General features: G+C 66.7%; 20 protein-coding genes. 7 read left to right on the plus strand and 13 right to left on the minus strand.

Going from position 1 to position 18,837, the window contains the following annotated elements; all coding sequences use genetic code 11:
- Window positions 1–10 precede the first annotated feature (10 nt).
- The 6 genes from ACFOYW_RS02115 to ACFOYW_RS02140 form a co-directional block, all read right to left on the minus strand.
- Window positions 11–1,033, minus strand: a complete 1,023-nt coding sequence (locus ACFOYW_RS02115) for a GlxA family transcriptional regulator (RefSeq protein ID WP_390226953.1) — start codon at window positions 1,031–1,033, stop codon at window positions 11–13.
- A complete protein-coding gene (locus ACFOYW_RS02120) occupies window positions 1,033–1,593 on the minus strand; it encodes a TetR/AcrR family transcriptional regulator (protein WP_390226954.1) in 561 nt (186 codons plus the stop codon). The genes ACFOYW_RS02115 and ACFOYW_RS02120 overlap by 1 nt, the downstream gene beginning before the upstream one ends.
- 153 nt (window positions 1,594–1,746) lie before the next feature.
- Complete coding sequence (locus ACFOYW_RS02125; protein ID WP_390226955.1) at window positions 1,747–2,763, minus strand: alpha/beta hydrolase; 1,017 nt, start codon at window positions 2,761–2,763, stop codon at window positions 1,747–1,749.
- Window positions 2,764–2,773: 10 nt separating this feature from the next.
- Entirely contained in the window at window positions 2,774–3,244 is a 471-nt protein-coding gene (locus ACFOYW_RS02130; RefSeq protein ID WP_390226957.1) for a nitroreductase/quinone reductase family protein, read from the minus strand.
- A 91-nt stretch (window positions 3,245–3,335) separates the two neighbouring features.
- Complete coding sequence (locus ACFOYW_RS02135; protein WP_390226958.1) at window positions 3,336–4,067, minus strand: SDR family NAD(P)-dependent oxidoreductase; 732 nt, start codon at window positions 4,065–4,067, stop codon at window positions 3,336–3,338.
- 50 nt (window positions 4,068–4,117) lie between these two features.
- Window positions 4,118–4,855: an SDR family NAD(P)-dependent oxidoreductase gene (locus tag ACFOYW_RS02140; protein ID WP_390226959.1), complete on the minus strand. Its 738-nt coding sequence runs from the start codon at window positions 4,853–4,855 to the stop codon at window positions 4,118–4,120.
- Between the two features lie 220 nt (window positions 4,856–5,075).
- Here ACFOYW_RS02140 and ACFOYW_RS02145 point away from each other — a divergent pair, with 220 nt between their 5' ends.
- Window positions 5,076–5,480, plus strand: coding sequence for a pyridoxamine 5'-phosphate oxidase family protein (locus tag ACFOYW_RS02145; RefSeq protein WP_390226960.1), 405 nt, complete (start codon window positions 5,076–5,078; stop codon window positions 5,478–5,480).
- 111 nt (window positions 5,481–5,591) lie between these two features.
- Here ACFOYW_RS02145 and ACFOYW_RS02150 read toward each other — a convergent pair whose 3' ends face one another.
- The 3 genes from ACFOYW_RS02150 to ACFOYW_RS02160 are packed head-to-tail and all read right to left on the minus strand — an operon-like array spanning window position 5,592 to window position 9,192.
- Window positions 5,592–7,067: a carboxyl transferase domain-containing protein gene (locus ACFOYW_RS02150; RefSeq protein ID WP_390226961.1), complete on the minus strand. Its 1,476-nt coding sequence runs from the start codon at window positions 7,065–7,067 to the stop codon at window positions 5,592–5,594.
- Window positions 7,064–8,230: a CaiB/BaiF CoA transferase family protein gene (locus ACFOYW_RS02155; protein ID WP_390226962.1), complete on the minus strand. Its 1,167-nt coding sequence runs from the start codon at window positions 8,228–8,230 to the stop codon at window positions 7,064–7,066. Before ACFOYW_RS02155 ends, ACFOYW_RS02150 begins: the two co-directional genes overlap by 4 nt.
- A complete protein-coding gene (locus ACFOYW_RS02160) occupies window positions 8,230–9,192 on the minus strand; it encodes a cyclase family protein (RefSeq protein ID WP_390226963.1) in 963 nt (320 codons plus the stop codon). The genes ACFOYW_RS02155 and ACFOYW_RS02160 overlap by 1 nt, the downstream gene beginning before the upstream one ends.
- Window positions 9,193–9,320: 128 nt before the next feature.
- On the opposite strand from ACFOYW_RS02160, the gene ACFOYW_RS02165 reads away from it, so the two are divergent.
- From ACFOYW_RS02165 to ACFOYW_RS02175, 3 genes are all read left to right on the plus strand, one after another.
- On the plus strand, window positions 9,321–9,668 hold the full coding sequence (locus ACFOYW_RS02165) for a Zn-ribbon domain-containing OB-fold protein (protein ID WP_390226964.1): 348 nt from the start codon (window positions 9,321–9,323) through the stop codon (window positions 9,666–9,668).
- Window positions 9,668–10,828: an acetyl-CoA acetyltransferase gene (locus ACFOYW_RS02170; protein ID WP_390226965.1), complete on the plus strand. Its 1,161-nt coding sequence runs from the start codon at window positions 9,668–9,670 to the stop codon at window positions 10,826–10,828. The genes ACFOYW_RS02165 and ACFOYW_RS02170 overlap by 1 nt, the downstream gene beginning before the upstream one ends.
- Window positions 10,829–10,901: 73 nt before the next feature.
- On the plus strand, window positions 10,902–11,717 hold the full coding sequence (locus ACFOYW_RS02175) for an IclR family transcriptional regulator (protein WP_390226966.1): 816 nt from the start codon (window positions 10,902–10,904) through the stop codon (window positions 11,715–11,717).
- A 103-nt stretch (window positions 11,718–11,820) separates the two neighbouring features.
- On the opposite strand, the gene ACFOYW_RS02180 is transcribed toward ACFOYW_RS02175, so the two are convergent.
- From ACFOYW_RS02180 to ACFOYW_RS02195, 4 genes are all read right to left on the minus strand, one after another.
- Complete coding sequence (locus tag ACFOYW_RS02180; protein ID WP_390226967.1) at window positions 11,821–13,209, minus strand: MFS transporter; 1,389 nt, start codon at window positions 13,207–13,209, stop codon at window positions 11,821–11,823.
- Between the two features lie 137 nt (window positions 13,210–13,346).
- Complete coding sequence (locus ACFOYW_RS02185) at window positions 13,347–14,186, minus strand: SDR family NAD(P)-dependent oxidoreductase (RefSeq protein ID WP_390226968.1); 840 nt, start codon at window positions 14,184–14,186, stop codon at window positions 13,347–13,349.
- A gap of 71 nt (window positions 14,187–14,257) precedes the next feature.
- Entirely contained in the window at window positions 14,258–15,256 is a 999-nt protein-coding gene (locus ACFOYW_RS02190; protein WP_390226970.1) for a zinc-dependent alcohol dehydrogenase, read from the minus strand.
- Window positions 15,257–15,946 carry a GntR family transcriptional regulator gene (locus ACFOYW_RS02195; protein WP_390226971.1) on the minus strand — a complete coding sequence of 230 codons (690 nt, stop codon included), beginning with the start codon at window positions 15,944–15,946 and terminating at the stop codon, window positions 15,257–15,259.
- A 107-nt stretch (window positions 15,947–16,053) separates the two neighbouring features.
- Here ACFOYW_RS02195 and ACFOYW_RS02200 point away from each other — a divergent pair, with 107 nt between their 5' ends.
- Genes ACFOYW_RS02200 through ACFOYW_RS02210 form a run of 3 tightly spaced genes read left to right on the plus strand, consistent with a single transcriptional unit; the run spans window position 16,054 to window position 18,813 of the window.
- Window positions 16,054–17,082 (plus strand): zinc-dependent alcohol dehydrogenase, encoded by a 1,029-nt coding sequence (locus ACFOYW_RS02200; RefSeq protein WP_390226972.1) that lies wholly within the window; start codon window positions 16,054–16,056, stop codon window positions 17,080–17,082.
- 10 nt (window positions 17,083–17,092) lie between these two features.
- A complete protein-coding gene (locus ACFOYW_RS02205) occupies window positions 17,093–17,977 on the plus strand; it encodes a sugar phosphate isomerase/epimerase family protein (protein ID WP_390226974.1) in 885 nt (294 codons plus the stop codon).
- Between the two features lie 11 nt (window positions 17,978–17,988).
- A complete protein-coding gene (locus tag ACFOYW_RS02210; RefSeq protein ID WP_390226975.1) occupies window positions 17,989–18,813 on the plus strand; it encodes a fumarylacetoacetate hydrolase family protein in 825 nt (274 codons plus the stop codon).
- Window positions 18,814–18,837: the final 24 nt, after the last annotated feature.

Raw genomic sequence — 18,837 nt, forward strand, 5'->3', positions numbered from 1 at the left:
AGAACGCGCGTCAGGCGAGCTCTAGTGCTGGTTCAGCCTTGAACGCGCGTCGATACGACGTGGCCGAGGTGCCGACAAGGCGGCTGAAATTGCGCCGCAGCGACTCGGCGCTGCCCAGCCCGACCATCGCCGCGATCTGCCCGATGGGCAGGTCCGTCGTCTCGACGAGAATCTTCGCCTGATTCACGCGCTCCCTCGTGATCCAGTCGTAGGGGCTCATGCCGACCGCCTGATTGAACTTGCGGGCAAGGTTGCGCTCGCTCATGTGCTCGTGTTCCGCGAGGCCCGCCATCGTCAATGGCTCGTCGAGGTGCTCGCGAATCCACTCCGTGAGGGAGCCGAGCGGCGGTTCCCTGTCGATCCTGATCGAATCCTTGATGAACTGCGCCTGACCGCCAGGGCGGACGGGAGCCGAGACCAGCAGCCGGCTGAAGTCATTCGAATACGCGTAGCCGAGATCGACCGCCAGCATGTGGAGGCTCAAGTCAGTGGCAGAGAAGATCCCGCCGGACGTGAGCACGTTGCCGTCCTCGATGAACAGCTGCTCCTCCTGCAGCGTCGCCAATGGGAACTGCTCCCGAAATTCGGAAGCGAGCACCCAATGCGTGGTCACCCGCTTGCGGTCCAGGATTCCGGCCTGTCCGAGAACGAACGCCCCACCGCAGAACGAGACCATCCGAGCGCCCGCGGCTTGCGCGTCACGCAGCGCCTGAAGCAGTTCGTCGCTGCGCTGGGCGAACGGATTCTCCAACCCTGTGACGATCACCGTATCCGCCTCGCGGAGCACGTCGAGCGGTGCCAGTCGCCCGAGATCGGCCCCCGACGGGAGCACGTAGTGCTCTTCCTCACCGCAGAGAATGACTTCGTAGGGGCTGGTGTCATCCCCGGTGATGCGAGCGAATCCGTACATTCGCGGACCGAAGACCTGCTGGGCTATCGCCACCTCGAGCGCGACGGTGTCCGGGACCACGAGCACCGCGATGCGATGACGGTCTCGGCCGCGAGTCAGCGGCGGCTTCTTTCCTGGCTGCATCAGCACCTCTCCCCTCGGGCTCGCGCCCGCAGCTCGTCCGCGACCGTCTCAAGCGGCTCGACACTGCGAGCAGCCCGACACATCACCACGGCGCCCTCCGTCGCCGCGATCAGCAGCGTCGCGAAGCCGCCGGCCTCTGACGCCTCGAACCCGGTCTCCTCCAGTCTCGCCGCGAGGGTGCCGCGCCAGTCGCGGAAGACCTCGGCGGCGCGATCCAGAACCACCTCGGTGTCGGCCGAGACGGTCACCCCGAGAACCGAGCACCCCGCCTCGAACTGTGTGCCCACGAGAAGGCGCCGCCACATGCCGATGAACTGATCCACGACTCCGAGCGCCGTCGTGGCGTCGCCATTCGTCAGGGCCGTGAGCGCCTGAGCATCCGCCAGCTCGAGCGCGGCCACGACCAGCTCGTCCTTCCCGCCCGGGAAGTGGTGATAGATCGATCCGCGAGGAGCACCAGTCTGCCCGATCACGTCGGCAAACGAGGTGCCGTGGTAACCGCCGCGCGCCAGTAACCGGACCGTGCCCTCCACCATTCGCTGCCGCACGTCGCCTGCCATCAAGCCGCCTCCCGTTTCCGATGATATGCGGCGGACGTACGGGGGCCGGCCGGTGAACGAACGGCAGCTACCTCCCGGCGAACACGAGGAATCCGTATACGACGAAGGCGGTAGCAGCCGCGAGCACGACGAGGGCGCACCACCCGAGTGTCTTCATCGATTTCCCGTCTGTTCGTGAAGGAACGCAAGTGTTCGCTGAAAGGCCTCGCGTGCTTCGGGTGTCGAGTAGTTGAACTGGTATTCGTGCCCCAGCCCGTCGCCTGAGCCGTCCCAGAAGAGCGTGTCGACGGAGACGCCGTGCGTGTGCAGTGCTGTGGCGAGCTCGTGGCCCTGACCGTCGAAGGGGTCCTTATCGCCCACCGTGACGAACGTCGGCGGATAGGCGGAGGTGACGTTGGCGACCGTCGACATCGCCGACGCACCGGGCGCCGTAAGCCAGTTGCGCTTGCCTGTATAGGCCCATAGATACGTCCGAAGCCCCGGGAAACCTGTCGAACCGACGGACTCGAGGTTGTAGAGGCCGCAATAGAGCACCACGGCGGCGAGGCCGCTGGACACGGCGGGAACGATCCCGTCCGCTTTGGCCACTGCGGGGTTGCTCTGCACGGCCGCGAGCTCGCTTGCGATCTGCGCGCCGGCCGAGTCGCCACCGACGACGATCCGGCCGGGATCGCCGCCGTAACTCCCGGCGTGCTTCTCGAGGAACGTCAGGGCGGCGTTGGCCTGCCGCACCGGCGTCGGATGCGTGGCGGCGGGAGCCAGCGTGTAGTCGAGGCTCGCCACCGTGTACCCCGCGTCGGCGAGCATGATGGCGAAGTCGGCGACAGTCGACGGCGAACTGGAGATGAACCCGCCGCCGTGCACCCACAGGACGATCGGGCGCGGTCCGGTCGTGCCGGCGGGCGTGTACAGAACCAAGCTGCTCTGCGGCGCGCCCGTCGCGGTGATCGGAACCGACGGCCAGACCTTCACTTGCGCGCGAGTCGAGGCGAAGCCGGCCGGCGGCGTCACCTCGGGGGAGGCTTCAAACACAGCACGGACGATGCGTGCGCCCGGCTGCACGCTGACGTGGTACCACGCGAAGCCGACGAGGCCCCCGATGATCAGAGCGACCAGGGTGCGCGCACCACGCCGGAAAGCCGGGTGGGCGCGCCATGCCTGCAAGAACATCGCGCGTGGATCAGTCGACGGGTTCGAGGACTACCACCGGGATGTCGCGACCCTCGGCCTTCTCCCGATATTCCGGGAAGTGCGGCCAGAAGCTCTCTGCCACCTGCCACCAGTGGTCTTTCTCGTCCCCGTGCACCTCGCGAGCAATCCGCAGGTCCACGGTGGGCCCGTCCTGCAGACGCACCACCGGGTGCGCGGTGAGGTTGCGATACCACTGCGGGTCTTCCGGCGCACCCGCGGCAGACGCGACGACGACGTAGACGTCGCCTTCAAGCGCCCTGATGAGGGGGTTCTTTCGGACTTTCAAGGAGCTCGCTCCAACCGTGGTGAGGATGATGACCGGCCGGTCCTCCAGCGTGTTGTCCCGCGTGCCGGAGCTGGCCTCGAAGCCCGCCACCTGGTCGCGAATGCGCGGGATGGGAGAGGGCACGTAGGTGCCGTCCAGCAGAGCGGCGCCTGCCGCAACATCGGGGTGGGTCATGTGCTTTTCTCTTCTCTTCTCGTCTCAGCGCGACTCTGCGTCGCGGGGAACAGCTCGAACTCATTGTCTTCGCGCGGCATCCGCGCCGGAATCAGATGGCAGTGCGGCCGCCGTCCGCCGCGTAGACCGCCCCCGTCACGTAGCTTGCGCGAGGGGATGCGAGGAAGGCGACGACCTCGGCGATCTCCGAGGGCTCGGCGGCCCGCTGAAGTGCCGTGCTCGCGCCCAAGGTGTCGAAGAGTGCGCGCGCCTCCGGCCGCGTGTAGATCGGGCCGGGGGCGACGGTGTTGACTCGCACCCCGCGAGGGCTGAACTCCGCCGCCCAACCGCGGGTCAGGGACGCCAGCGCCGCCTTCGTCGCGCCATACGCCGCTCCCGCCGGCAGCCCGATGGTGCCTGCCATGCTGCCGATGTTGACGATGCTGCCCGACCCTCGGCTCGCCATCCCGGGAGCGAATGCCGCGACCAGCAGGAACGGCGCACGAACGTTGCTGGCGAACATGCTGTCGAAGTCGCTCACCGAGATCTCCTCCGTGGGGCCCCAAGTCGAGTGGCCGGCGTTGTTGACCAGAACGTCGATGTCGCCGATGTCGCGAGCCAAGCGGCTGATCTGCGCCGGGTCCTCGACGTCGGCCGTGAGGAACTCGACCTGACCTCCTTCGCCCGTGATCTCGCTGACGGCGGCCGCCCCTCGTTCGGCGTTCCGGCCGACGATGGTCACACTCATGCCATCGCGGGCAAGCAGGCGCGCGACCTCCTTGCCGAGACCGGCGGTGCCGCCGGTGACGAGAGCACGCAGGGCTGGTTCTGCTGAGACTGACATTTCATTCCTCTTGTTCTGTGGGACCTGGATCATGTGCTGCGGGAACCGGATCAGATCGCCGTGCGTCCGCCGTCGACGGCGACCACGGCCCCGGTGATGTACGAGGAGCGCGGCGACGCGAGAAACGCGATCGTCTCGGCGATGTCCTCGGGCTGCGCGGCTGTGCCGAGCAGCGTCGTCTCACCCAGAGCAGTGGTGAGGCCGTCGTCGGCAGCGCCCGTGTAGATCGGCCCCGGCGCGACGGCGTTGACCCGAACCCCCTTGGGCGAATACTCAGCGGCCCACGAGCGCGTGAACGAACTGAGTGCGGCCTTGGTCGCGCTGTATGCGGCGCCACCCGACATTCCGATGTTCGCCGCCATACTCGAGACGTTGACGATCGCGCCTTCGCCGCGCGTGACCATGCCGGGTGCGAGCTGCGCGGTCAGAAGGTATGCCCCCTCGACGTTGCCGGCGAACAGCCGGTGGTAGGTGTCCGTGTCGAGTTCCTCGCTGGGGCCGAACCAGGCCGCCCCCGCGTTGTTGACGAGGATGTCGACGTCGCCCGCCTCGTGGGCGAGCTTCGAGGCCCCGACGGGAAGGTCCGCACCGATGAATCGTGCGCGTCCGCCGCTGAGCTCGATCTCCTCGATCACGCGGGCGGCGCGCGCAGCGTCGCGTCCGTGAATGATGACGTCTGCGCCAAGCGCTGCGAGCGCGATCGCGGTGGCGCGACCGATACCCGATGTGGCCCCAGTGACGAGGGCCGTCTTACCGGTCAGTTCGCCGGTGGTGACTGTCGTAGACATGTGCGTTTTTCCTTGTCTGTCGCGTCGCTCTGCCCGGTTGGCTTTATTTGTTCGGCGCACTATCGAGAATGCAGCCGAACGCGTTGTCGTATCCCACCCCGACGGACGGCGAGCGCTCGAATCCGGACGTCTTGCGCAGCCGGGCCGGCCGGGAATGCCGCACCACATTGCGACGTCGCCGAGGGGCGCGCGCGGCGGCCATCTGCGACAGACTGTGAGCATGCCCGCGAACATCCCCGCCACGCACGCCGACCTGCTCGACAACCCGATCGTCACCATTGCGACGACGGGCGAAGACGGCTACCCGGCCGTCGCCGCCGTCTGGTTCCTCTACGAGGACGGCCTCATCAAGACATCCGGCGTCTCCAGTCGCAAGTGGTTCCAGAACGCCGCCCGCACGGGCAAAGCGACCTACTTCTTCACCGACGCCTCCGGCTACAAGACCCTCGAGGTTCGCGGCGACGTCAGTGTCGCGGACGACTCGTCGCTCGAGTGGATGCGCCACCAATTCGAGAAGTACGACACGAAGATCGAGGACTTCGGCGACCCCGAGGCCCCGATCCGCAAGGTGCTGATCCTGACGCCGACGAAGGTCCGCGCCTGGGGCGGCGACGGCGCCCACTGAGCATGCCCCATCTCGGCCCTGGCATCTGCGCGCTGTCGGGCCCGAGGCCGTCACTATCAGAGATGCTGTCCCGCGCGGTCGCGCCAACCGGACAGAGCCGGCCACGCCGTGCTAAGCGTCGACCCGGAAACGCTCGCTGCGGTCGCGCAAGCGCACGCCCAAAGGGATGGCCGATGCGACCGCGATCTGTTGCGCGATGACCGTGGACAGCGCTTCGAGAAATGCTGCCCAGCTGCGCCCTTCGCTGACGACCACATCGATGACGCCATGTTGGGCCAGGTTCGCCGCGGCGACCCCCTGGAGCTCGGCAAGCATTGGAGCAAACGAGGTGTCGCCGTCATGCAGGATGGCGCTCGCCCCTTCGGGCGGCAGGGGTGCGAGCCACGCGTGCTCCGCGGCAATAATGCGGTCGGCGGGAAGCAGCGCCAGCGCGCCGCCGCCGCTCCCCTCACCCAGCAGGACGGACACGACCGGCGCATCCACTTCGAGAAGGTCGACGAGGCAGCGCGCGATCTCGCCTGAAAGGCCGCCCTCTTCCGCCTCCTGCGACAGCGAGGCGCCCGGGGTGTCGATTACCGTCACGAGCGGCAGTCGCAGTTCGCGCGCAAGGCGAATCCCGCGCCGCACCTGCCGCAAGGCGCCCGGCCCGATCGGGCCCCGATGGCGCTGCGCGCCGCGGTCCTGCCCGACGACAACGCAAGAAACGCCCGCGATTCTCGCCAGCGCCGTCACAACTCCAGGCTGGTGCTCACCCTCCGCCGTGCCGAACAGCGGCACGGCGGCCGACGCCGCGTCGCGCAGCATGCGCCGGATTCCGGGCCGGCGCGGTTCACGGGTCGTCTCGATCGAGTCCCAGACTGGCGCGTCGATGATGGGGCGGCCGGCGGCGACAGCCCCCGGCTCAGCTGGTGCCGTGAGGATGCCGATCGTCTTTGCCGCAATTTCTGCGAGGTCAGCCGGGGACACCACCGCATCGATCACTCCGTGCGCCGCGAGATTCTCGGCGAGCTGAACACCACGCGGGAATTCGCCGCCATGCAGGGCTTCGAATACCTTCGGCCCGAGGAATCCGATCAGCGCGCCAGGCTCACCGACCGTGAGGTGGCCGAGTGAGCCCCAGGAGGCGAAGACTCCGCCCATGGTCGGATGCCGCAGGTAGACGAGGTAGGGAAGGCCCGCGTTCTTGTGGTCGACGATCGCCGCAGTGATGCGCACCATTTGGAGGAAGGCAATCGTCCCTTCTTGCATCCGGGTCCCACCTGAAGCGGGTGCGGCGAGCAGCGGCAGCCGATCTGCCGTTGCGCGGCGCACAGCTGCCTCGATGCGATTGGCGCATGCGACACCCACAGAGCCGGCGAGGAAGCCGAACTCGCTGACCACGAATGCGATCGGGTGCCCCTGAATGCGGCCCTGGCCCGTGAGCACCGCCTCGTCGGACCCGGTTCTCGCGCGGGCTCGGTCGAGGTCCGCCGCGTACGCGGGAGTGATGCCGGATGGCCTCGGGATCGGCACGTCCCACGACTCGAAGCTGCCCTCGTCGAGGACGGTCGCGATGAGTTCTTGCGCGGTCAATCGGGCGGTGCTCATGGCGCGAATTCTTCCCTGACCGCAGTGGTGTGCTCGCCATAAAGCGGAGGAGCTGCGTGGGTACGGTGCCATTCGCTCCCCTCGATGTCGAAGAAGCGGAGCGGCGGCCCCGGCAGCTGCATCCGACCGAGAACGGGGTGGTCCACGTCGATAATCAGTCCTTGGCTGCGCACCTGATCCCACTCGTAGACCTGCTGGAGGTTCCGCACGCGGCCCGCCGGGACGCCGATGGCGTCGAGCTTCTCCAGCAGCGCTTCGGTCGTGAACTCGGCGAACGCCGCATCGACGGCTTCGCGCAGTTCACCCGCGTGGCGCACGCGATCGCTGTTGACGGCGAACCGGGCATCGTCGACAGGTAGGTTGAACGCGGGAGCGAACCGGCGCCACAGCGACTCTGACCCGACCGCGATCTGCACAACGCCATCGGATGCGTGGAACAGGCCATAGGGACAGATCGAAGGGTGGTGTGCACCCTGCGTCACGGGTACGCGGTGGGCAACCGTCCACACAGTCCCCTGAAACGCATGCATGCCGACGAGCGCGCCGAGGAGCGACGTCCTCACGACCGAGCCGCGGCCCGTTCGCTCCCGCTCATGGAGTGCCGCGAGGACGCCGAATGCGCCGTACATGCCTGCCGCAACATCACCGATCGGCACACCGACCTTGGTCGGCGTTGCAGGGTCGGGGCCGGTCACCGACATAATTCCCGCCTCGCCCTGGGCGATCTGGTCGTATCCCGCGCGTTCGCCCTCTGGGCCGCCGTCCCCGAACCCGGAAATCGCGAGTGTGATCAGTCGAGGATTCAGCTCGGTCAGACGAGCGACCGGAAATCCCAGGCGATCAAGCACGCCGGGACGGAAATTCTCGATCAACACGTCGGCCGAGCGGATCAGCCGCGCGAGCACGTTTGAGTCGGCGGGGTCCTTCATGTCGAGGACCACCGACTCCTTGTTCCGGTTGGCAGAAAGGAAATATGTGGAGATCGAATCATCCGGCCCGACGAACGGCGGCCCCCATGACCGAGTATCGTCGCCGCCGCCTGGCGACTCGACCTTGATGACACGCGCTCCGAGATCCCCGAGCATCATCGACGCGTGCGGGCCGGCCAAGGCCCGGCTCAGATCTACGACGGTGATTCCATCAAGAGGGCCTGATGAGCCCATTATTTGATCGCGATCGGGTTCAGCGGTGAGGCGACGGCGTTCGTGAAGGGCAGCGCCGGACCGACGAAGAAGAACTCGTACGTGCCGTCCGATGCACAATCGGCCGCGAGCCCCTCAAGGTCCCAGATCTCACCAACGAGCAGCCCGAGATGCACGATGAAGACCAGGTGCAGCGGCTGGAAGACATCCGCCGTCTCGTTCGGAAGTACCTCCATCCCCCACGTATCGGTGGCGATCGCGGCGATCTCATGGCTGGCCACCCAGTCAATGGCGCCGAGCCCGAGCCCGGGCGCGCTGCCACCCGCGTAGTCGCCCCACGAGCCGCGACTGCGCACCTGGGCCACGTTCCCGGTGCGAACCAGGACGAAGTCGCCCTTCTGCACTGCGATGCCCTCAGCAGCCAACGCCGCATCAAGGTCGTCGCCTGTGATGGGGGTGCCGGGCTCCAACCAGTCGACGCCCTTCAGCTTCGGAATGTCGAGCAGGATGCCTCGTCCCGCCGGTTCGACTGACGCGTGCGTGATGTCGTTTCGGAGAGCGCCCTTGCTCGACACCTGGTCGGCGCTGTAGCCGTTGTAGATCTTGTCGTCGAGGACCACGTGCGCGAGTGAGTCCCACTGGGTGCTTGCCTGCAAGGGCAGAATGACCAGGTCGTCGGTCCCCCGGAAATGGCGGTCGCGATCGCCATAGAAGTCGCGGACGGACGTCCCCGCGATCGCGTCTGCTCCGTCGCGGGTCATCAGGTGAATCGGGTTGAACCGGTTGAAGGTACCCCGCTGCGGCCCGTTTTCGTCATACGGGATCGCAAGCGAGAACACCTTGCCGGTTTTCACGAGCGATGCGGCGCGCTGCCTGATCTCGGGCGTCACGTGGTTCAGCGTGCCGAGTTCGTCGTCTTCCCCCCAACGCCCCCAGTTGCTGTACTTGTCGATGTACTCGCGAACGGTGCTGAAATCGGGCACGGGGAGTCCTCTCAGTGGGTGACGTCGTTGTTCTGTCTATATTATATTGCAACACCGTCTCATTGTTAGAGCACCGGAGGCCACATATGGTTCGAGTCGATGCCAGTCGTCCACGCGGTGAGGAGGCCGTGTACGCCGACGCGCTTCGCGACGGGCGCATCGTGTTTCAGCAGTGCACATCCTGCCAGGAGCCGGTTTGGTACCTGCGGACGGTCTGTCCGAAGTGCATGTCATCGGACCTGGTAGTCACGGAATCGCGCGGGCTCGGCACCGTTTACACCCTGACCACACTGCTCCGAGCGGGCGACCCCGCCCGCGCCGAGGACGTGCCCTATTCGGTTGGGCTCGTGGATCTCGATGAAGGCATACGGGTCATCGGTGAGCTGACCCGCGAGGCCGCGGCCGCCGGAATCGGCGGGCGCGTCGTGGCCGCAGCCGACGAGACGGGCGTGACGTTTGCGCCGGTGACGCCGTGATGGCGAAGCGCGGGGCGTCGCTACGCGGCCGTATTGCGATCGTCGGGATCGCAGAGCTCGCGGAGCCGGCCGGCGCCCGCTCACCTGCGGGAATGATGGCCGACGCAGCGCGACTCGCCATCGCCGATGCTGGCGTGCGCAAGGACCAGATCGACGGGCTGTTCGCTACGACGCCCTATTACTACGCCCCAACGCTGACATTCGCCGAATACTTCGGTCTGGCGCCGCGGTACACGGACTCGAGTGTGCTCGGCGGATGCTCCTTCGAGGCCTACGTCGGGCACGCCGCCGCCGCGATCGAGACCGGCCTCTGCGACTACGCGCTGATCACCTACGGCTCAACGCAGCGTTCAGACGGACGTGCACTCGTGAGCGGCTCGGAGTGGCTCGAATACGAACGGCCCTACGGCATGATGCATCCCATCAGTCCGATCGCCATGATCGCGGCGCGCCACATGCACCAGTACGGCAGTACCTCAGAGCAGTTCGCGCACGCCGCCGTCGCCGCCCGCGAGTGGTCACGGCTCAACCCGCGTGCACCATATCGCGATCGCCCGCTCACCATCGATGATGTGCTGAGCTCTCCGCTCATCTCGACACCCGTGCACAAGCTCGACTGCTGTCTGGTGACCGACGGCGCAGCCGCACTCGTCATCACCTCCGCCGAGCGAGCCCGCGAGCTGCCCACGGTCCCGGCGTTCGTACTCGGCTTCGGCGAAGCATCCGATCATCGCAACATCACCGGTATGACCGACCTCACCGTCACCCGCGCCGTGGACTCGGCACAACGCGCGTTCGAGATGTCTGGGCTGACTCCCCAGGACGTCGATGTGGCCGAGGTCTACGACGCGTTCACGATGAGCCTCGCCGTACTGCTCGAAGACATTGGATTTTGCGCGAAGGGCGACGGCGGGGCACTTCTGGAATCAGGCGCGACGAGGCCCGGCGGATCGCTGCCGCTCAATACCAACGGCGGCGGCCTCTCGTTCGTGCACCCCGGAATGCTCGGAGCATTCCTGTTGACGGAGGCGGTGCAGCAGCTCCGGGGCGATGCCGGCGCCCGACAGGTGACGGGAGCACGAACCGCCGTCGCGCACGGAATGGGATTCACACTCGGCGGCCACGCGACCGTCGTGCTGGGTGCGGCAGAGACTCTCTGAGACTGCCGCGACCGCGCCACTAAAGTCGTCATGTCCACTGATCGAAGCAGTGGCCGAGGAAGGGGGCTCGCGCGTGAGTATCGAGGCAGCCGAGGGCGCGACCACCGAGACCGCGATCGCCGCGCGGCGGCGGAACCGTCCCACGACGACCAGCAAGGTGATCATGCTCCTGCGCGAACTGGCCGCGCGCCCGGAAGGCATCGGTGTGCGCGAGTTGGCACGGGATCTCGGCATCGACAAGAGTGCCGTTTCTCGCCTGCTCGAGCAGCTGACAGACCAAGGAATCGCCTTGCAGGACGAGTTCTCGGGCCGCTTTCGCGTCGGGCCTGAGCTGTTCGCCTTGGCGGCGACGATCCACAGTCGTGACACGCTCTGGCAAGCCGCCGAGCCAATCGTGCGGGAGCTCGCGACCACCTTCAACGAGACGTGCTATCTCGCAGTGCGCGAAGGTGACGAGATCATCTTCCGCGACAAGGTCGACTCGACGCACAATGTCCGCTACGTCATCGACCCCGGGGAGCGTGCCCCGCTGTACGCAGGAGCCGGCGGCCGCGCTGTCCTGTCCACTCTGTCGGACGGCGAGATCGCGGCGCTTGTTCGGCGAGTGGGTCTGATCCCCATGACGCCGAGCACGATGACGGATGCCACTCGGCTGATCGAGCAAGCCCGGGTCGATCATGAGCGTGGCTTCAGTGTCAGCCATGGCGAGCGCGTCGTCTCGGGGGCGGCCGTTGCCGCCCCGTTCTTCGACGCCGCGGGGTCCTGCGTCGGCTCGATCGTCTTCACCTGGCCGTCGCAGCGTTCGGACACCGCGCAGGAGCCCGAGATCGCGGCCGCGGTTGTCGCAGCCTGCCACGAACTCAGCGGGCGGCTCGGGTTCCGAGACTGAGCGTGCGACCGAGGTCGCCCGTTCGGGGAGAGAATGTGCGCTGGGGAAGCCGCGTCGGCCGAAAACTCTCCCCGAGCGCGCATTCTCTCCCCGCGCGTGGCGGTCACAGTTTGAGGTCGGCCTTGTTGGTCTCGCGTGCGAACAGCACCGCGACTGCGGTCAGCAGCGCGACGGCTGCGACGTAGATCGCGACCGACGAGAACTTCCCGCCAGATGCCGCGACGAGCGCTGTCGCGATCACCGGCGAGAGGCCGCCGAAGATTGCAGCCGAGACCTCGCGACCAAGTGCGAAGCCGCTGTAGCGCAGTTTGGTCGAGAAGACCTCGCCGAACAGCGAACCCTGCACGCCCGCCATCATCTGGGTCGTGACGCCACCGACGAGAATCACGGCGAATGCGGCCCAGAACGGGTTACCGGTGTTGATCATGAGGAAGTACGGGAATGTGAGCGCGGCGGTGAGCAACGCTGCGCCACCGAAGACGACCTTCCTGCCGATCTTGTCGGACAGCAATCCCCATAGTGGAGTGCCGATGACGGACGCCACGCCCGCGAGGAACACGAACCAGGTGCTCTGCTGCGGCTGGAAATAGGCGGCGCCCGACGCATCCTTGAGTCCATTGAGGTACGACAGGATCCACGTGAGGAACACGTAGGTTCCCATCTGGACGCCGGCGGCCAGGCAGAACACGAGGATCAGAGAGCGCCACTCACGGCGGATGACGCCGCCAAGCGGGACGCGTTCGACAAGGTCCTTCTTAACGACGGCCTCGAAGAGCGGCGATTCGCTGACCCGGTATCGAATCCAGATGCCGACGGCGACCAGAATCGCGCTGAGGTAGAACGGCAGGCGCCAGCCCCACGCGAGCAGCTGGTCGTGCGGCAGGAACTGAAGCAGCAGGAAGACAGCGGTGCCGAGCATGAGGCCCGTGGAAGAGCCAACCGTGCCGACCGACCCGTAGAGCCCGCGGCGCTTCTTGGGGGCGTATTCGAGCATGATGACGGATGCCCCGGCAAACTCCGCGCCCGCACCGAAGCCCTGGGCGACACGAAGCACCGTCAGGAGGATCGGCGCCCAGACACCGACGAGGGCGTACGAGGGCAGGAAGCCCATTAGGAGCGTCGAGATCCCCATGAGGAGGAACGTCGCGACCAGCACCGGCTTGCGACCGATCTTGTCGCCGAGGTTGCCAAAGACGATGGCGCCGATTGGGCGGGCGAACTGCCCGACCGCGAAACCACCGAATGACAGCAGCACGCCGGTGATGGCGTTCTGGTTCGGGAAGAAGATCGCCGGGAACACGAGCGCCGCGGCTTGCGCGTAGATGAAGTAGTCGAACCACTCGATGACGCCGCCGAAGATAGCGCTCGTCGCGACGGTGCGGAGCGCTCCAGGGGGTGGGGGCGGCACCTCGGCAGGATCGATGGCGATGCCGGTCTCGGTGCCGACCTGGAAGGAGGGTCCCGCGGCGCGCGGGGTTATCTGCTCTGACATGATCTGGTCCTTCTCCTTTGAATTGATCCCAGAGGTGGGGCGTCAGTTTGGGCTGTGCAGCGGGTTGAATGGTCGGGCGGCGGTCTCAATCTCAGTTCGGCAGGGTGTGTTGAGTTGATGTTTCGCGAAGGACACCGTTAGGCGCGGGACGCAAGCGTCTCGGCGTCCCCCGATGTCATGGGGCCGACGCCGCCGGACGCGGCCCAGCCGCCATCGACGCGGAGGTCGGCGCCAGTGATCCATGACGCGTCGTCGGAGACGAGGAAGAGGACGGCGTTGGCGATGTCTTGTGGGTGCCCGGTGCGCTGAGGCAATAGAGCAGGACGGCTCACCAGTTCTCGTCTGGGTGTCCCGGGCAGGCCATAGCTGCGCAGGGTCGACGCGGTCTCGACGATGCCAGGTGACAGCGTGTTGACGCGCACACCGGCCGCCCCCAGCTCGTTAGCGAGTGCGACACTGAGTCGCAGAATGCCGGCTTTGGCGGTGGAGTACGCGACAAGGTTCGTCGTGTTGCCGGGATAACCGGTGCCGAACTGGGCGCCGGAAACCGAGGCGATGAAGAGCACCGAGCCCTGACTCTCCTTGAGCGCGGGGATGGCGGCTTTGGTCACCAGCCATGGCAGAGTGAGGTTGCGGTCGATCGTGAATCGCCAGTCCTCGGCGCTCGTCTCTTCACCGGAGCCGCCGCGCGCCGCCTTCGCGTTGTTCACGATCGCGTCGATGCGGCCGTGACGCGCGAGTGCGAACTCCACCCAGCGCTGGGCGTCCCCTTCGACGGAGAGGTCGAGCGGATGCAGCGAGTCCATGCTGCCGCCCGCGTCCCGCACAGCGGCCACGGTCTCCTCGGCGAGTTCGACATTGATGTCGCAGCCGACGACGTGGGCGCCTTCCCGTGCCAGCGTGATCGCCGCGGCCCGCGCGATATCACCGCCGGTACCCGTGACCAGCACGACCTTGCCCTCTGCGCGACCGCTCATTACAACAAACTCGATCCGTTCTATCGATACAGTGTCTCGTTCTTAGCACAACTTGTGCACGGCGTACACAATTACGCGGGGTAATCCAGCACAGCGCCGAGCACGTTCGCCGGATCCCTGTCAACGAGTTCATAGGCCTCGGCAGCAGCGGCGAAACCGACGTGGCTGCTGATCATGTCGGCAACGCTCAATCGCTCGAGCAAGCCGAACGCCGCCTCCGTCCGACGCACCCAGTTCCACCTCGCCTGATCGGTCGCCTGTGAACTCGTGATGCGCAGCCTGCGGAAATGGAACTCGGGCGCCAGCCTGAGCGGCACCTCGTGATTTCCGTACAACGAGATCGCCACGATCTCGCCCTGATCGGCCGCGATCTCGATCGCGGACTGAAGCGCAGGCGGTGCGCCGCTTGCCTCGTACACGACGTCGGCGCCGCGGCCGTGGGAGAGCTCGAACACCACATCCTTCACGTCCTGGGGCTCGACGGCCGCGCGCGCACCGTAGTGCAGAGCGAGCGCGCGGCGCTTCTCGAATCGGTCGACGACGACGGTCGCGGCCGCGTTGAGCCCAGCGATCCGCGCACACATCATTCCGACGATGCCCTGCCCGAACACAACGGCGGTCTCGCCCACTTTCACGGGGACGTCGAGCACCCCGGTGAGGGCGACGCGCGTGAGGTTGAGGAATGTCGCGGTCGAGTCGTCGACACCGGCTGGCACGCGGACGACATACTCGGGTCGCGCCTCGATCGTGAAGAGATCCTGATGCGGATGCCTGGTGAACACGTGCTCGCCAACATGGAAACCGCTGTCCTCGCCTGCAGCGACAACCTCGCCCACGGTCTGGTAGCCGTACTTCGTCGGGAACGGGAACTGCCCCTCCGAGTTCGGCGGCATACGGTCGCCCGGGTTCGTGTCGCCGCGATACACGAGCATCTCAGTGCCGGCACTGATCAGCGAACGCGTGGCACGGACTGTGATCTCGTACGGCTCCGGCCTGTGCACCGGTGCCTCGCGCAGTTCGATCTGACGTGGTCCGACAAACCACACGGCACGGCTGGTATCGAAAGGCACTTAGTCCTCCTCCTTCTCACCCTCAGCACCGAGGGCTTCATAGACGACCGAGCGGGTGTGCTCGAGGTGCTTGTAGACGAGTGCCGACACTGCGTCGGCATCGCCGAGCCGGCATGCGTCGGCGATCGCGCGGTGCTCGGCGACGCGATCCTCTGCACTGCCGCGGATGCCGGTGGAGATGCGTTGGTAGCGCTGGCTGTTCTCCCAGAGCATCTGCTGCACGTCGATCAGCCAGCGATTGCCACATTGGTTGTAGATCGAGAAGTGGAACGCGTGATGGTCGGCGTCGTAGCTGTCGACGTCGCCGGCCAGAATGGTGCCCGACAGCTTTTCGAGAGCCCGGCCCATGGCGTCCATGGCTGCGCCATCCATGCGCGGCACGGCAAGCCGAGCCGCGTAAGGATCGAGGAGTTGGCGCATCTCGTAGGTCTGCTGAAAGTCCTCACGATCGGCTGGGCGCACCCGGAACCCGCGCTGCGGGATGGCCTCGACGAGCCCGCGTGAGGCGAGCGTGCGCAGAGCTTCACGTACCGGAATCGCACTCATTCCGAGTCGGTCCGCCATCTCGTCCGCATAGATTCGCACTCCCGGACGCAATTCGCCGCTGAAGATCAGCTCGCGCAGCATGTGCTCGGCATGGCCGGTGAGCGTCAGGATCTTCGATCGATGGGGTGTACCGTCTCCGGCCATCTGTCCTCCTTGACACGAAAACTATATTTTATAGACTCGCTCGCATGTCAAGCACAACTGCCGTGCGGGCGCCAATGAGGGCAGCCCGTCTTTATGGCCCAGCGGACATGCGGATCGAAGAAGTTCCAGCCCCTTCCGCCCCGGGCCCGTTGCAAGCCATCGTCTCGCCGCTCTGGAGCGGCATCTGCGGAACGGACATCAAGGAGTACACCGGCCACGGCACGAGTGACTACGCCGCGCGGCATCCGTTAACCGGCTATGAGGGGCGCCCGCTGATTCTCGGTCACGAGTTCTCAGCGCGCGTCGAGGAGATCGGCGCCGAAATCGAGAACGTCAAGGTCGGTGACGAGGTCGCGGTCTACCCTCTGCTGCACTGCGGCAAATGCGAGGCGTGCCTCCGCGGCGAGTACCAGAACTGCCGCATCAAGGCGTGGAACGGGCTGAGCTCGCCGTGGGGTGGCTTCGGCGAGAAAGTCCTCGTCGAGCACTACCAGCTCACACCCTTGAACGGCATCCCAGCATCGACCGGAGCGCTGATCGAACCGGCCGCCGTCGCGCTCAACGCCGCGCAGAAGGCGGGCGTGTCCGCTGGAGATACCGTCTTTATCGCGGGCGCCGGTGCGATCGGCGTACTGTCGCTTCTCGCGGCGCGGGCCCTGGGTGCCGCACAGGTGCATGTGTTCGAGCTCAACCCGAAGCGCGCGGCGCTCGTCGGCAAGTTCGGTGGGACGGTGATTCCGGCCGACGCGGCGTCGGACATTCCCGGGTATCTGCGCAACATTACGGGCGGTCTTGGCGTGGACGTCGCGATCGACGCGGCGGGCAAGCCGGCGGCGAACGCGACCGCACTCGAGTCCGTCAAGCCGGGCGGAACCCTCGCCGTGCCCGCGGTGCACCTTGAGGCGGTCACCTTCGACATACGCCGCATCACCCGTGCCGACCTGACCATGGTCGGGTCTGTGGGCTACACCCGGCACGCGTGGGATGCCACCGTCGCGATGGTGCGTTCCGGCGCTTACCCGATCGATGGAGTCGCAACCGCGAAGATCCCCCTCACGGAGATCGTCGCCCGTGGTTTTGAGGTCCTGTCGCAGCCGAGCGACGAGCTGAAGGTGTTGGTGCAGGTCAATGAGTGAGGAGACGACGGTGTCCGAAAAGCCTCTGTTCGCCGTATCGGAGGGGACGACCTACCACGCGCCCTTCATCAACGAACTCGCCGAGTACCCGAAGGCGGATGTGCACGGCATCGGCCTGTGGGAGTTCAAGCTCGAGGGCGACCGCGATGCGGAGCGTTCGGCTGCCCTCGCAGACGCCGGCCTGAGCGCGACCTTCTGCTTCCCGCTCACTCCGGGCATCTTCACCGGCAATGGGCACTTCGCCCACCCGAAGGACGCGGCCGCGCGGCTGCAGATGCTCAAAGAGTCCGTCAAGCGGTTCAGCGTGTTCAACCCCGTAGCCGTCTGCATTCTCGCCGGCGCTCCACAGGGCGGTGACTCGACAGATTCCCGCCGTCGCGTTGTGGCGGCGTTCAAGGAGGTCATCGACGTCGCCAAGGACGCAGGTGTGAAGCTCGCGCTCGAGGTGATCAGCCCCGGAAGCGCGGGCAGCCTGGTGCAGACGATCCCCCAGGCCGCTGACCTCATCGCCGACGCCGGCGGAGAGGGCACGATCGGCGTGCTCCTCGATAACTGGCACATCGCCGACGAACCCCTCGAGAATATCCGTGAGTACATCGACGTGATCGCCGGCATTCAGGTCTGCGATCGAGCCCCCGGCAATCCCGGCCGCTTCGACCGGGCGCTTCCCGGTCAAGGCGTCTTACCGGTCGAAGGCGTTATTCGCACCGCGCACGACGCGGGCTATCGCGGCTGGTACGAGCTCGAGATCTTCTCCGACGACGGAACGTTCGGCGAGCCCCTGCCCGACCCGATGTGGCAGTGGCCTACGGCGCGGCTTCTCGACGAGGGAAAAGCCGCATTCGATTCCGTCTACGCCGCCGCGACCGCGCCTCGCGCGACGGTCGCCGACTGAAGCGGGTCGTCATGCGTCTTGTCGGCTATCGCTCTGGGCGGCGCGTCATCGTTGCGCGACGGATCAGTGCGAGCACGGCTCTGCCAATCGCCGAGCTCGAGGAGTTCTGGGAGGACCCGTTCCGCTGGGGTGAGTCCGCAGGCGAGCGCGAGAGCGAGCCGATCGCCCTTGCCGCCGTCGAACAGGTGCCACCCGTGCGCCCGTCGGCTCGCGTGATCTGCATCGGGCTCAACTACGCGGAGCATGCGGCGGAAGGCAGCTGGGCGCCGCCCCGGCATCCGACCGTGTTCGCGCGCTGGACCGCGTCGCTCGCCCTGGACGGCGACGCGGTGCCGGTGCCGCGCAACGAACCCGGCCTCGACTGGGAGGCCGAGTTGCTCGCGGTTGTGGGCCGGCCACTATATCGCGCACGCGCGGCCGAGACGGCCGGGGCGATCTACGGCTATGCGCCGTTCAACGATCTGACCGCCCGTACGCTGCAGAAGCTGACGACGCAGTGGACGCTGGGGAAGAACACCGATCGCAGCGGGCCTATCGGCGATATTGTGACGTCGGCCGAGGTCGGCCCGATCGACGGTGGCCTCGCGATCGAGTCGCGCGTCAACGGCGAAGTCGTCCAGTCCGATTCCACGAGCAACATGATCTTCGGCATCGGCGAGTTGCTCGAGTTCCTGAGTCAGGAGATGACTCTGAACTCGGGCGACCTCATTGCAACCGGCACGCCCTCGGGCGTCGGCTATGTCCGCACACCGCCACGCTTCCTCGTGCCTGGCGATGTCGTCGAGGTCGCGATCGAGCGCGTCGGGGCGGTGTCGTCACCGATCGTCGCCGCGTGACGAGTGGGCGGGCGAACAGTTCCG

The sequence above is a fragment of the Gryllotalpicola reticulitermitis genome (assembly GCF_042651345.1).
Lineage (GTDB): Bacteria > Actinomycetota > Actinomycetes > Actinomycetales > Microbacteriaceae > Gryllotalpicola > Gryllotalpicola reticulitermitis.

What these genes read in the sequence shown, in the direction of transcription:
- ACFOYW_RS02120 (WP_390226954.1), bottom strand. Translation starts at nt 1,593, where the DNA reads ATGGCAGGCGACGTGCGGCAGCGAATGGTGGAGGGCACGGTCCGGTTA.
- ACFOYW_RS02185 (WP_390226968.1), bottom strand. Translation starts at nt 14,186, where the DNA reads ATGAGCGGTCGCGCAGAGGGCAAGGTCGTGCTGGTCACGGGTACCGGC.
- ACFOYW_RS02140 (WP_390226959.1), bottom strand. Translation starts at nt 4,855, where the DNA reads ATGTCTACGACAGTCACCACCGGCGAACTGACCGGTAAGACGGCCCTC.
- ACFOYW_RS02115 (WP_390226953.1), bottom strand. Translation starts at nt 1,033, where the DNA reads ATGCAGCCAGGAAAGAAGCCGCCGCTGACTCGCGGCCGAGACCGTCAT.
- ACFOYW_RS02210 (WP_390226975.1), top strand. Translation starts at nt 17,989, where the DNA reads ATGCGTCTTGTCGGCTATCGCTCTGGGCGGCGCGTCATCGTTGCGCGA.
- ACFOYW_RS02180 (WP_390226967.1), bottom strand. Translation starts at nt 13,209, where the DNA reads ATGTCAGAGCAGATAACCCCGCGCGCCGCGGGACCCTCCTTCCAGGTC.
- ACFOYW_RS02200 (WP_390226972.1), top strand. Translation starts at nt 16,054, where the DNA reads ATGCGGATCGAAGAAGTTCCAGCCCCTTCCGCCCCGGGCCCGTTGCAA.
- ACFOYW_RS02125 (WP_390226955.1), bottom strand. Translation starts at nt 2,763, where the DNA reads ATGTTCTTGCAGGCATGGCGCGCCCACCCGGCTTTCCGGCGTGGTGCG.
- ACFOYW_RS02150 (WP_390226961.1), bottom strand. Translation starts at nt 7,067, where the DNA reads ATGAGCACCGCCCGATTGACCGCGCAAGAACTCATCGCGACCGTCCTC.
- ACFOYW_RS02135 (WP_390226958.1), bottom strand. Translation starts at nt 4,067, where the DNA reads ATGTCAGTCTCAGCAGAACCAGCCCTGCGTGCTCTCGTCACCGGCGGC.
- ACFOYW_RS02195 (WP_390226971.1), bottom strand. Translation starts at nt 15,946, where the DNA reads ATGGCCGGAGACGGTACACCCCATCGATCGAAGATCCTGACGCTCACC.
- ACFOYW_RS02130 (WP_390226957.1), bottom strand. Translation starts at nt 3,244, where the DNA reads ATGACCCACCCCGATGTTGCGGCAGGCGCCGCTCTGCTGGACGGCACC.
- ACFOYW_RS02170 (WP_390226965.1), top strand. Translation starts at nt 9,668, where the DNA reads ATGGCGAAGCGCGGGGCGTCGCTACGCGGCCGTATTGCGATCGTCGGG.
- ACFOYW_RS02145 (WP_390226960.1), top strand. Translation starts at nt 5,076, where the DNA reads ATGCCCGCGAACATCCCCGCCACGCACGCCGACCTGCTCGACAACCCG.
- ACFOYW_RS02155 (WP_390226962.1), bottom strand. Translation starts at nt 8,230, where the DNA reads ATGGGCTCATCAGGCCCTCTTGATGGAATCACCGTCGTAGATCTGAGC.